The following is a 12701-nucleotide window of genomic DNA, read 5'->3' on the forward strand; positions in this document are numbered from 1 at the left end:
TCTTAAGAGTATAGCATGAGAGAGAAGGGGATCATTTGAAAAAATGCTGGATTATTTATAATGGAAGTTTAGTGAATGATAAATTCCGGGATCAGGCGGAACTCGTCCAGGAAGCTGCGTACCGAGCCAGAATTTCTGCCTCTATTTACAAAAATTACGAAGTGTTCATGGATGTGACCGCCGCAATTGAATCCCTGCCTGATTTCGTCGTGTTTCTAGATAAGGATATTGTGCTTGCGACGTTCTTGAAATCCCTCGGTATTCCTGTATTCAATGATCCGGAAGTAATTGAGCGGTGTGACAATAAAACGAAACAAGCGATTACTTTGGCTCACGATGGGATCCCGATGCCACGTACCATTGTTGCTCCGAAAGTGTATCGGAACTTCACAATCCGGGATAGCGGTTACTATGAACGCGTTTTAGAAGAACTCGGTCTTCCGATGATCATCAAGGAAGCGCGGGGGTCGTTCGGGATGAACGTCTATTTAATCGAGACAGAAGAACAGTTTTATGAGAAAACGGACTCATTACGCGGGGTTGACCATTTATTCCAGGAATTCATCGATTCGAGCCGGGGGCGGGATATTCGTGTGAATGTCGTCGGTGACCGGGTTGTTGCTGCGATGTATCGACATTCCGAGACGGATTTCCGTGCGAATATTACGAACGGCGGCATTGCTGAGACTATCGAATTGACGGAAGCACAAATCGAAGTCGCATTGCGTGCTGCGAAATCAGTAGGCGCAGTTTTCGCAGGAGTCGACTTATTGTTCGGCGTTAACGAAGAACCGCTAGTGTGTGAAGTGAACGCCGCTGCCCACATCCGCAATATTTATAATGTAACAGGCATCAATGTAGCAGATGCAATGATTGAATACATTTTAGAGGTGATTGCGTGAAGGGGTACATCTACTATGATGAGGAAGATGCGGTTCGCAATCACTGGTTCATCGATGAGCTCATTAAAGAAGGGTTTGCGAAACAGTTGGATGTTGAATTATTGACTGGGGATGCAGATCTTCCTAATGATGCGAAATTCGTCATTTATCGAGGCAGGGACTTCGGGAAAAGCCGTCAGTTCGAATCAGATGGTGTTATTGTCATTAATCGCAGCGAGGTAAATCGTATAGCGAACGACAAACTCCAAACCTGTGAGCTCGCTGCTATTTTGGGGATTCCATCGATTCCCACGAGGCGGTTGAATTCTTCTCTGGACGTTCGGGAGTACCCCGTTATTATAAAAACTGCAGATGGTCACGGGGGCGCGGATGTACATTTATGTACGACTGAAGCTGAGGTAGATGAAGTGGTCGCTCACTATGCTGATCGACAGCTTCTGATTCAACCTTATATCGAGCATGGTTCCTCAGATGTCCGACTATATATGATTGGCAATGAAGTGGTTGGTGCGGTAAAACGGACTGGAGTGGGGACTTTTAAAGCAAATGTCGCATTAGGCGGGACAGCGGAACGATTTGTTCCTCCCTCCCCTTTACGCAAGTTCGCAGTAAGGATTGCAAAAGCTTTGAAGAGTGACTATATCGGAGTGGATTTCATCCAGAATAAAGATAATGTTTGGTTGCTGAATGAATTGGAAGATCCTGTAGGAGCCAGGTCGCTTTATGAAACAAGTGAAGTGAATGTTGCGCGTGAATTCATGCAGCATATATGCAGGAAAATCGAGAAAACCTTATGAAGTGCGAGCCAGCACTTTGTAAGGTTTTTTTGCTTTGCAATCGCAGTAGTTTGCTCAGTGTGATATTCGTTCTGCGACAATTCTATGTCTTTGTCCATGAGCCGGAGGTCTTTTTCGTTAATGGGAAGCATTTAAATTTCAATAAGGGATTAATTGGGAGGACTTCCTTTGTTTTATGAGGATTCCATATGGAGCGGATGATGCTTTTTAAGCGTTATAAGCGTTTTTCATATTTTATGAGCGCTTTCCGTGATTTATGAGCGATTCTCAGTGTTTATGAGCACTTTCCAGGTTTTATGAGCGGATCCATGAGTTTATGATCACTTTTCCTGTTTTATGAGCGTAATTAGTGATTTATGAGCACCTCTCCAATAAAAATAAAGAGGGCTTTCGCTAGAAAGCCCTCCCTTACTTAAATCTCTTTCAGTTCTTCAATGCGGCGCTGAACAGCCGCTTGCTTTTCGAGATAATCTTGTTCTTTTGCTCGTTCTTCATCTACAACAGACTGTGGTGCTTTGGACACGAAGCGTTCGTTGGACAATTTTCCTTGAACGCGTTTCACTTCGCCTGCCCACTTATCCAACTCTTTACCGAGACGTGCAATTTCTTCGTCAATGTTTAGTAAGCCTTCGAGCGGCATGAAGAGTTCTGCACCTGTAACTACTGCTGACATTGACTTGCCAGGAGCGTGGACATCTACTCCGATTTCCAGTGTTTCCGGGTTACAGAATTTCTCGATATACTGACTGTTTGTTTTCAAGACAGCTGCTGTCGCTTCGTCTTTCGCAACAATATACAGCGGTACTTGGCGACTCATCGGTGTGTTCACTTCCGCACGAATCGTACGCACCGCTTTGATAACATCAGTCAACAACTTCATGTGCGTGGAACGTTCCACATTCGTCAAGCTGGAATCTGCCACCGGCCATGGTGCAACCGTGATGGACTCGCCTTCATGTGGCAAGTTCTGCCAAATTTCTTCCGTAATGAACGGCATGAGTGGGTGAAGTAAACGCATCGTATTGTCGAGTACATATGCAAGAACCGAACGCGTCATATGCTTCGCTTTCTCGTCTTCCCCGTACAATGGCAACTTCGCCATCTCGATGTACCAGTCACAGAAATCATCCCAGATGAAGTTATAGAGTGCTCGGCCGACTTCCCCGAACTCATAGCGATCTGACAATTTCGTCACAGAGTCAATCGTTTCGTTGAGACGCGTTAAGATCCAATCATCTGCAACAGAGCGTTCGCCCGATAAATCGATTTCTTCGTATTTCAAACCTTCCATATTCATCAACGCAAATCGGGAAGCATTCCAGATTTTGTTGGCAAAGTTCCAGACCGCTTCAACTTTTTCAGTCGAATAGCGAAGGTCTTGGCCTGGTGATGAACCGGTTGCCAGGAAGTAACGCAATGCATCGGCACCATACTGATCGATGACATCCATCGGATCCACGCCGTTACCGAGAGATTTCGACATCTTGCGCCCGTCTTCAGCACGAACCAAGCCGTGAATCAAGACATCCTTGAATGGACGCTGGTCTGTGAACTCGATGCCTTGGAATATCATGCGGGACACCCAGAAGAAGATAATATCATATCCTGTAACAAGCGCATCCGTTGGATAGTAACGCTTGAACTCAGAGTTTTCCGTATCCGGCCATCCCATCGTGGAGAATGGCCATAGAGCAGATGAGAACCACGTATCCAGTACATCCTCTTCCTGATGCCAGTTTTCGATGTCTGCAGGTGCTTCTTCGCCGACATACACTTCTCCTGTTTCATTGTGATACCAAGCTGGAATGCGATGTCCCCACCAAAGTTGACGAGAAATACACCAGTCGTGAATGTTTTCCATCCAAGTCAAATATGTTTTCTCGAAGCGTTCAGGTACGAATGACACTTTGCCTTCTGCTTGTTGCAATTCAATCGCTTTTTCAGCAAGTGGCTGCATCTTAACGAACCACTGTGTAGATAAATACGGTTCGACAACTGCACCGCTCCGCTCCGAATGACCTACGGAATGGTTATGTGCTTCGATTTTAAAGAGGACGTCCATATCCTGCAAATCTTTAACGATTGCTTTGCGGCATTCGAAACGGTCCATTCCTTCGTATTTACCTGCTAACTTGTTCATTGTTCCATCTTCATTCATTACAAGAACGCGTGGCAGATCATGGCGATTTCCGATTTCAAAGTCGTTCGGATCGTGAGCTGGTGTAATCTTAACCGCGCCACTTCCGAAGTCCATTTCTACGTAATCATCCGCCACAATCGGAATTTCACGGTCGACGATCGGCAGCTTCACGGTTTTTCCGATTAAGTGCTGATAGCGAGCGTCTTCCGGGTGAACGGCAACCGCTGTGTCACCCAACATTGTCTCTGGGCGTGTTGTCGCAATCTCGATACTTCCAGTTCCATCTGTGAGTGGGTAACGCATATGATAGAATGCACCCGCTACATCCTTATGGATTACTTCGATATCAGACAATGCTGTTTTCGTTGCAGGGTCCCAGTTGATAATATATTCGCCGCGGTAAATTAAGTCTTTCTTGTACAATTTGACGAACACTTCACGAACTGCACGTGAAAGCCCTTCATCCAACGTGAAACGTTCGCGTGAGTAATCCAGCCCGAGACCAAGCTTAGACCATTGTTCACGAATATGACCCGCATACTCATCTTTCCATTTCCATGTCTCTTCCAGGAACTTCTCACGCCCTAGATCATAGCGTGTTTGCCCGTTAGCGCGCAGCTTCTCTTCTACTTTCGCTTGCGTTGCAATACCGGCATGGTCCATACCAGGAAGCCATAACGCATCATATCCTTGCATGCGCTTCATGCGAGTCAAGATATCTTGAAGTGTCGTATCCCAAGCGTGACCTAAGTGCAATCTACCCGTTACGTTCGGTGGTGGAATGACAATCGTATAGGGCTCTTTCCCACTCTCCGGCTGAGCTTTGAAATACTCGCCCTTCAACCACCATTCATAACGATCTCTCTCAATCGTTTGCGGATCATACTTAGTCGGCATCTCCAACTGGTCTTTTTCTGTCATAACAATTCCTCCTCGTAATAATAAAAGTAATTCAATTCATTTTTGTTTTTAATCGGACACTTTGTACTTATACTTTCTGTTGATTGGAACGTAAGGCGGGGACTCCTTAGGGACCAGCGAAGATTGAAGACCCCGCAGAAGCACAGCGCCGAGGAGGCTGAGATCAAGCCTCTAGGAAAGCCTCAGCCTGAAGTGGAAATCAACATTATGTCCAATTTTTGAAACACAAAAAACCCCTTCGTCGTTAAAGGACGAAGGAGTCAGTTCGCGGTACCACCTTTATTCGCAACTATGCAAAAAGCGCACGTTGCCTCAATGGATATAACGGCTTCTAACCGGCTTTCGCTACTTGGAAAAACGTTCACGAAAACTGCTGACGGGTGACTTTCAAACTGTCGACAATAGGTCCTTGCACCATCCGGACCCTCTCTAAAAAAGCCGACTGATCTACTCTCCCGCTAAACGCATCACTATACTGTTTCCAATAGTTTACCGGATGTATAGCGTACCCGTCAAGCCCGCTTTGAAAGGATGGTGTTATGAGAAGAGGTTATAACCCTTATTTACTTCCGCCATGGCTCAGAAGATGCCGTTTTTACTGCAAAATGATCATTATCCCGATTTCCTGTTTCCAGCTCATCCGGCTATTGATCATCCCTACGACAGGGGACTTTTTACTCTTCTGTATCCTTTGCGGATGTTGTTTCTTATTCCACAAAAACATCATTTAACCGGAAGGACGTCACTGTAACATCATCTTCCAAATCATTGATGAACGCGAGCATTTCATGATCTTCCGCATAGTTATTCAAGGTTTCAATGTGATTCACACTGGAACTATCCAAATCCGCAGTAACGGCTGCAGTCGTCGTTTCTGACAACTCATCCGCTGCCGGGTCTTTCTTAGCTACAGCTTCGACTTCAGTCAATTTAGCTTCAACTGTCCACATGACCGTAAGAGCCCCATCATCCGTCGCGGTTGCTGTAGCATCGATCACATTCGCTTTAAGTTGTCCGTCTGCACTCGTTGGCAAATCTACGAGCAATGGCACGGCATACTCGAAATAACCCGATTTGTCTTGAACGTCCACATCATCAATCAAGATCGCATCAGAATCTAAAGCTGCTTCCTGCGCTTCACCATCAAATGCAACATTTGCTGCTACATGATAAATCCCCGAAAGCCGAACAGCATCTTCCGTCTTATGCTCTGTATATCCCGCGGTCACTTTCACTTCTTGTGCAGAAACTGCTTTCCCGTACTCTGCAGGAAACTGAAACGTCTCCGTTAATGTCCACTGTGTTGGCTCCATTATTTTGCCGCCTCCTTTTATACGTAAGAGTATATGACGGCAAACCGCTTAACAGAACAATCGTCCAAAGAAAAACAGCCTTTCCAAAGAGTTTCATCTCAGAAAGGCTGTTTGTATTTATTTTTTCAACTGACTGAATACTTTATGGAATGCATCTACTGTTTTCGAGATGTGCGCTTCCGTATGTGCCGCTGAAAGGAACATGCCCTCGAACTGCGAAGGCGGCAAGAAAATCCCTTCCGCAGCCATCAACCGGTAGTATTCAGCAAATAGCGCCAAATCAGATGTCTTTGCAGATTCATAATCGACAACGTCGACATTTGTGAAGAAGAATCCGATCATCGATCCTGCACGGTTCACAGTATGCGGAATTCCATTTGCACTTGCTGCTTCGCGGAATCCTTTTTCAAGCTGATCGCCAAGTTTCATGAAGTGCTCATATGATGACGGATTCAACCGCTTCAACGTCTCGATTCCAGCTGTCATTGCGAGTGGATTTCCCGACAAAGTTCCAGCTTGATAAACCGTTCCTGCAGGTGCAATGTGCTCCATGATTTCGCGTTTACCGCCGTATGCTCCTACAGGCAGTCCGCCGCCGATCACTTTACCGAGGCATGTCAAATCAGGTGTGACTCCAAAATGCCCTTGTGCACAATTGTAGCCGACACGGAAACCGGTCATCACTTCATCAAAAATGAGAAGCGTTCCGTTTTCTTCTGTCAACTTGCGTAATTCTTCAAGGAAACCTGGCTGCGGCGGCACAACTCCCATGTTTCCTGCGACTGGTTCCACGATGACACCAGCGAGATCGTCTCCATACTCTTTAAAGGCGACTTTCAAGCTTTCCAAGTCATTATAAGGAACGGTGATCGTGTTTTTCGCAACGCCTTCAGGAACTCCTGGGCTGTCCGGAAGACCGAGTGTCGCAACCCCGGAACCCGCTTTAATAAGCAATGAATCCCCGTGACCGTGGTAACATCCTTCAAATTTCAAAATGAGATTACGCTTCGTATATCCACGTGCTAAACGCAATACACTCATCGTCGCCTCTGTACCTGAAGACACCATGCGCACCATTTCAATCGATGGGACACGGTCGATGACGATTTCAGCCAGTTCATTCTCGAGCAATGTGGGTGCACCGAAACTGGACCCTTTCAAAGCCGCTTGCTGAATGGCCGATACAACACCTTCTTCAGCATGTCCTAAAATTAGAGGCCCCCACGATAATACATAATCGATGTATTCGTTGCCATCGATATCTGTAATGATCGCGCCTTTACCGCTCTCCATGAAAATCGGATCCATATTGACCGATTTGAACGCACGGACAGGCGAATTCACGCCGCCAGGCATTAGATCTACAGCTTTACTGAATGCTTGTTTTGAATTTGTATACTCTCTCATTTTGTCTCCTCCAACCAACGAGCGGCATCTTTCGCGTGGTACGTCATGATCAGATCGGCACCTGCACGCTTCATACTAGTCAACGTTTCAAGGACGATCCGTTGTTCATCGACCCAGCCATTAAGGGCAGCAGCTTTCACCATCGCGTACTCTCCACTCACATTATAGGCAACCATCGGAAGCAACGTATTGTTTTTGACATCGCGTAAAATGTCCAAGTACGACAACGCAGGTTTCACGATTAAGAAATCTGCGCCTTCCGCAATATCCGATTCCGCTTCACGCAATGCTTCCATACGATTAGCAGGATCCATTTGATACGCTTTACGATCACCGAACTGTGGCGTGGAATCCGCAGCATCCCGGAATGGTCCATAATACGCCGATGCATACTTCACCGCATAAGACATAATTGGAATCTCTTCGAATCCGGCATTATCCAATTCTTGGCGGATCGCAGCAACGAAACCATCCATCATATTGGATGGGGCAATGATATCCGCACCTGCGCTCGCCTGTGAAACGGCTGTCTTCACGAGCAAGTCCAAAGAAGGATCATTCAACACGCGTTCACCTTCAATCACACCACAATGTCCGTGATCGGTATATTCACAAAGACAAGTATCTGCAATGACAATTAGTTCAGGATGACGCTTTTTCGCAAGCCGGATCGCTTCCTGGATGATTCCGTGGTCATGGTAAGCCCCGCTTCCTACAGCATCTTTTTCAGTAACAACGCCAAAGAAAATGACAGAAGGAATTCCTAGTGCAACTGCCTCATCTAACTCTTCCCCGAGCCGATCCATCGAATGCTGATAGATACTAGGCATCGAAGGGATTTCGTTTTTCACATTCTCGCCTTCAATCACGAAGATCGGGTAAATAAAGTCTGTTGCTTGCAGTTGTGTTTCACGAACCATTGCACGCATTCCAGCAGTGCTGCGAAGCCGACGGTGCCGGCGGAAATTCAAATTATTCATCTGTCAATTCCTTCCTTTCGACCCGGCTAATGTCTGCACGAGTTCAGGTAATGTATAAGTTTCAGGCATTACGTGGACAGGTGCGCCCATTCTGTGCAGTGCCCGTTTCGTAATATGACCGATCGCGCCAATTGTATAGCCTGCCCATCCTATCTTAGGCGCCACATGTTCTGTGAATACTGTAACCGCTGACGGACTTGCGAACAATACGGTAACAGAAGTGGTATCTTTCACTAATTCAACTATCCGAGCTGCAGAAGAAACTTCAGGAAGTGTTTCGTACACCGTCCATTCATCCACCGATAACGAAAGCTCAGTTGAAATGAGCGTCCCAGCTAAATTACCTTTGATGAATAGCGCACGTAACGATTCCCCTTCAGGGTTGAACTGCCGAACGAAAACATCTGCACTGAATACGTCCGGGATGAAGTCCACTCGAAAGCCGATGCGTTCAAGCGCATGGGCGGTTTTTTCCCCCACAGCGGCAACACGGAGTTCGTAATCCTGCACATCCATTTTAAACCGCTTCAGCTTATGATGAAAGGCAGCTACTGCACTCTGGCTCGTAAAAATCAACCAATCATAGTTCCGTGTCTGCATCATGCGCTCATCATCATTCACTGATACCCGTTCCTCCGTGCGAATGAGCGGGTATGAAACCGGATTGCCTCCAAGCTGTCTAACAAGCTCGTAAGGTTCTTCGGATTTTTTTGTACTCGTGAAAATCACGGTCTCTCCTGACAATGGAAGCTTATTGACCATCCATTTCAGCCTTTACTCGTTGAATGACTTCTGCTGCCCCTTCTTTACGGAGGACACTTGAAACGACTCTCCCCGCTTCTACAGGAGTTTCAGCTTTAGCCGTATGACGATACACTTCTGAACCGTCCGGAGCGGCGATGAAGCCAGTCAATTCGATACCATCGTCTTTCTGTTGCGCAAAACCGCCAATCGGCACTTGGCACGATCCGTCCATTTCGCGGAGGAATGTACGTTCCGCTTCTACTTCTCTGAATGTCTGTTCATCATTCATTTTTGCAAGTTCTGCAAGAAGTTCTGCATCATCTGAACGGCATTCAATCGATAAGGCACCTTGACCGACCGCCGGAATGCAATCTTCCAGACTCATGTATTCCGTAATGATTTCATCGCTCCAGCCCATACGTTTAAGTCCGGATGCAGCGAGTAGGATGGCATCATATTCACCGTCCTGCATTTTCTTCAATCGCGTGTCAATGTTGCCGCGGATCCATTTGATCTCTAGATCTGGACGGAGCAAGAGGAGCTGAGAACTTCTGCGCAAACTGGAAGTCCCGACCACTGCACCGGCAGGAAGGTCTTTAAATGCAACATTGCCATTTGAAATGAAAGCATCTCGCGGGTCTACACGTTTAGGGATACAGCCGACAATCAAGCCTTCCGGTAAGACGGATGGCATATCTTTCATACTATGTACAGCAAAATCGATTTCTTTATCAAACAATGCTTGCTGGATTTCTTTAACGAATAAGCCTTTTCCGCCGACTTTAGACAGTTGAACGTCAACAATGCGATCGCCTTTTGTAACGATTTCTTTCACTTCAAAGTCAAATGGCACATCCAATGCCTTCATTTGATCGATGAACCAATTCGTTTGGGTTAACGCAAGCTTACTTCTCCGTGAACCGACAATTATTTTTCTCAATGTAATCTTCCTTCCCGAAGTGAATGATACGTACTAAGTGGTTTGGACTTCTCAACTTTATAACCAAAAATGGAATTGGGATAGTTTACTGCCCAAAAAGAAATTGATGATGAGTAAAACAAATGCAAAAATCGTTGCCCATGCAAAATCAGCAGCTTTCACTTTTCCGCTTCTATTTAAGAAAAGCAGCACACCGTAAACAAGCAGCAAAAAGAATGACCCAATAATCTTTATGTCGAATATCGTCCAATCGGAAAGTGCTGTGTATGCCCACTGAATGCCTAATATCAGGCTCACCAGCAATACCGGGATGCCTGTATAGATTGCAGCTTTCATCCCTGTCATCGCGTGCTGCAGAGAAGGCAACCGACTGAATTGCGAAGTGAATTTCTTCTTCTTCAGTAAATTATAGACGAGCAAGTATAGAATCGCGAAAACAAAAGCCATAGCAAACGCCGCATAAGAGAGAATGGCGAATGTTATATGGATGAATAACAGTTCAGATATAAGCGAGTCCCCGACTCCTGAAGATGCTACATGGGCAGGCGCAAATATATGAATCGTCATAAAACAGAAAGCAATTACATTCAAAAAGAATCCTGCATAGCTCAAGCTATACTTCAGTTGAATGCCAAGCGACAACGTGATGAGTACCCAGGCAAAGAAGTACACCCCTTCATAAAGGGATAACACTGGTAATTGCCTCGTCACTATGAGAGCGTGCAATAGGAAACCGGTTTGCATGAAAAATACAATCACAGTCAGCCAAAATGCGCTTCTCTGAGCACGAGGATCTTTGTTTAAATAATCCACAAAATAAAAAATCAGGCTGACGGCGTAAAGGATGAGCATAGCTTCCTGAAGCCGCGCCATCGTCATTTCAACCATAGGCCACCTCTGCCTTTCTGTCAAAAAAGCCACTTCCGCATCGGCCGACTAGAGAAGCGGGATGGGAAATGACTTTGTGGAACACACTCAATATGTCAAATCAGGCTGTAAACCGGAATTTTGGGAAGCTCCGGCTTCCTGTTCCGCTTTTTGCTGTTGTACCTGAAAATTCTTTTCTTGTTCAACCTCTTCTTCAATACCGAAAATAGATTGGAACAGCTCCAGTTTTTCTGCCGATTTAGCATCCGTCGCAAATTCCTTAGCCTGTAAAATCGGTTCTTTCAGCAACTGGTTAATGATCGATTTTGTATGTTTGCTCAGCACTTTCTTCTCACGATCAGTCAGGTCAGGCATTTTGTTTTCGATACTCGCCATTGTTTCCGCTTGGATACTGAGCGCTTTCTTCCGTAATGCCGTAATGACGGGCACAACACCAAGCGTCGCAAGCCATTCTTTGAACATGACCACTTCTCCACGGATGATCATCTGGATTTCTTCTGCTGCCTCTTTACGCTGCGCTAGGTTCGCTTCCACGATTCCTTGCATATCATCGATGTCATAGAGGAACATATTCGGTAAATCTCCGATACGCGGATCCATATCACGCGGAACCGCAATGTCGACTAGGAACAGCGGACGCCCTTTACGAAGACGCTCAACAAACTGCATAAGTTCGTAGTCGATGACGTAATCCTTTGAGCCCGTGCTGCTGATCAAAATGTCAACATCGAGCAGCGTACATTGCAATTCCTGTAGGGACTTTGCGTTTCCATCAAACTGTGTTGCCAATTCCTCCGCTTTAGAAAACGTCCGATTGAGCACAGTGATTTTACCGACTCCGCTACCTTGCAAGTTTTTAATCGTCAGCTCACCCATTTCACCTGCACCTAAAATGGCAATGTGCTTGTGCTTCAACGAACCGAAAATCTTTTTCCCAAGCTCGACAGCAGCATATGACACAGAGACTGCATTTTCGCCAATTGCAGTTTCAGCATGAGCACGTTTTGCAACAGTTATCGCTTGTTTGAACAACTCATTGAAAATCGTACCTGTCGTACCGATTTCCTGCGCTTTCAAAAAGCTCGTTCTGACTTGGCCGAGAATTTGTGTTTCACCTAGCACCATCGAATCGATACCTGAAGCGACTGACATAAGGTGTTCAATCGCCTCGTCCTCTTCTTTGATGATCAAGTGGTTCGCAAACGATTCCAGCGGAAGTTCAAACCACTCCGCTAAAAAGTTTTTCACATAATAACGTCCAGTATGAAGCTGGTCTACAACTGCATATATTTCAGTCCGATTGCACGTCGAAACGATAATATTTTCTAAAATACTTTTAGTCGATTGCAAAGTTTCCATAGCGTGCGGCAAATCAGCTTCGTTAAACGAAAGTTTTTCCCTGATTTCTACCGGCGCTGTCCTGTGATTGACTCCGATAGCGAGTAGTTTCACTAGGTGCTCACACCTTTCGCGTCTATTTCCTGCTCATAAGTATAGCACACCCTATTATGAGTGAATCCTTTATTTATGAACATCATATGAACGACACAAATTTCGTGCCCCTCTTTATAATTATTATAAAGTAAATAGATATAAGATTCCATGGATATGTTTTAATTTTATATAATTGCCAAACAGCATAACAAGAAGCAGAGAGTATTATCCTCTG

10 protein-coding genes and 1 other annotated feature are annotated in these 12701 nt (G+C 45.6%); of the genes, 2 read left to right on the forward strand and 8 right to left on the reverse strand.

Going from position 1 to position 12701, the window contains the following annotated elements; translation table 11 throughout:
- Nucleotides 1–35: 35 nt before the first annotated feature.
- Nucleotides 36–902: an ATP-grasp domain-containing protein gene (locus tag H9659_RS08660; protein ID WP_191689545.1), complete on the forward strand. Its 867-nt coding sequence runs from the start codon at nucleotides 36–38 to the stop codon at nucleotides 900–902.
- Nucleotides 899–1699, forward strand: coding sequence for an ATP-grasp domain-containing protein (locus H9659_RS08665; RefSeq protein ID WP_191689546.1), 801 nt, complete (start codon nucleotides 899–901; stop codon nucleotides 1697–1699). The genes H9659_RS08660 and H9659_RS08665 overlap by 4 nt, the downstream gene beginning before the upstream one ends.
- Nucleotides 1700–2111: 412 nt before the next feature.
- Here the strand turns inward: H9659_RS08665 and H9659_RS08670 are convergent, their stop codons facing one another.
- From H9659_RS08670 to hemA, 8 genes are all read right to left on the reverse strand, one after another.
- A complete protein-coding gene (locus H9659_RS08670; RefSeq protein ID WP_225217738.1) occupies nucleotides 2112–4760 on the reverse strand; it encodes a valine--tRNA ligase in 2649 nt (882 codons plus the stop codon).
- 244 nt (nucleotides 4761–5004) lie between these two features.
- Nucleotides 5005–5232, reverse strand: a binding site (T-box leader).
- Nucleotides 5233–5467: 235 nt separating this feature from the next.
- Nucleotides 5468–6073 (reverse strand): hypothetical protein, encoded by a 606-nt coding sequence (locus H9659_RS08675; protein WP_191689547.1) that lies wholly within the window; start codon nucleotides 6071–6073, stop codon nucleotides 5468–5470.
- A 117-nt stretch (nucleotides 6074–6190) separates the two neighbouring features.
- Nucleotides 6191–7480, reverse strand: coding sequence for a glutamate-1-semialdehyde 2,1-aminomutase (hemL, locus tag H9659_RS08680; protein WP_191689548.1), 1290 nt, complete (start codon nucleotides 7478–7480; stop codon nucleotides 6191–6193).
- A complete protein-coding gene (gene hemB, locus H9659_RS08685; RefSeq protein ID WP_191689549.1) occupies nucleotides 7477–8460 on the reverse strand; it encodes a porphobilinogen synthase in 984 nt (327 codons plus the stop codon). The genes hemL and hemB overlap by 4 nt, the downstream gene beginning before the upstream one ends.
- A 3-nt stretch (nucleotides 8461–8463) precedes the next feature.
- Nucleotides 8464–9222, reverse strand: a complete 759-nt coding sequence (locus tag H9659_RS08690; RefSeq protein WP_191689550.1) for a uroporphyrinogen-III synthase — start codon at nucleotides 9220–9222, stop codon at nucleotides 8464–8466.
- A complete protein-coding gene (gene hemC / locus H9659_RS08695) occupies nucleotides 9212–10144 on the reverse strand; it encodes a hydroxymethylbilane synthase (RefSeq protein ID WP_191689551.1) in 933 nt (310 codons plus the stop codon). Before hemC ends, H9659_RS08690 begins: the two co-directional genes overlap by 11 nt.
- 57 nt (nucleotides 10145–10201) lie before the next feature.
- The gene (gene ccsA, locus H9659_RS08700) at nucleotides 10202–11032 is read right to left on the reverse strand and encodes a cytochrome c biogenesis protein CcsA (RefSeq protein ID WP_191689552.1); all 831 of its coding nucleotides are present in this window, start codon (nucleotides 11030–11032) and stop codon (nucleotides 10202–10204) included.
- An 87-nt stretch (nucleotides 11033–11119) separates the two neighbouring features.
- A complete protein-coding gene (gene hemA, locus H9659_RS08705; RefSeq protein ID WP_191689553.1) occupies nucleotides 11120–12484 on the reverse strand; it encodes a glutamyl-tRNA reductase in 1365 nt (454 codons plus the stop codon).
- Nucleotides 12485–12701 lie beyond the last annotated feature (217 nt).

Origin of the sequence: Sporosarcina gallistercoris (genome assembly GCF_014836415.1) — a bacterium.
Lineage (GTDB): Bacteria > Bacillota > Bacilli > Bacillales_A > Planococcaceae > Sporosarcina > Sporosarcina gallistercoris.

Coding starts and splice junctions, on each gene's coding strand:
- H9659_RS08670 (WP_225217738.1), bottom strand. CDS start 4,760: ATGACAGAAAAAGACCAGTTGGAGATGCCGACTAAGTATGATCCGCAA.
- hemB (WP_191689549.1), bottom strand. CDS start 8,460: ATGAATAATTTGAATTTCCGCCGGCACCGTCGGCTTCGCAGCACTGCT.
- hemL (WP_191689548.1), bottom strand. CDS start 7,480: ATGAGAGAGTATACAAATTCAAAACAAGCATTCAGTAAAGCTGTAGAT.
- H9659_RS08690 (WP_191689550.1), bottom strand. CDS start 9,222: ATGGTCAATAAGCTTCCATTGTCAGGAGAGACCGTGATTTTCACGAGT.
- H9659_RS08675 (WP_191689547.1), bottom strand. CDS start 6,073: ATGGAGCCAACACAGTGGACATTAACGGAGACGTTTCAGTTTCCTGCA.
- ccsA (WP_191689552.1), bottom strand. CDS start 11,032: ATGGTTGAAATGACGATGGCGCGGCTTCAGGAAGCTATGCTCATCCTT.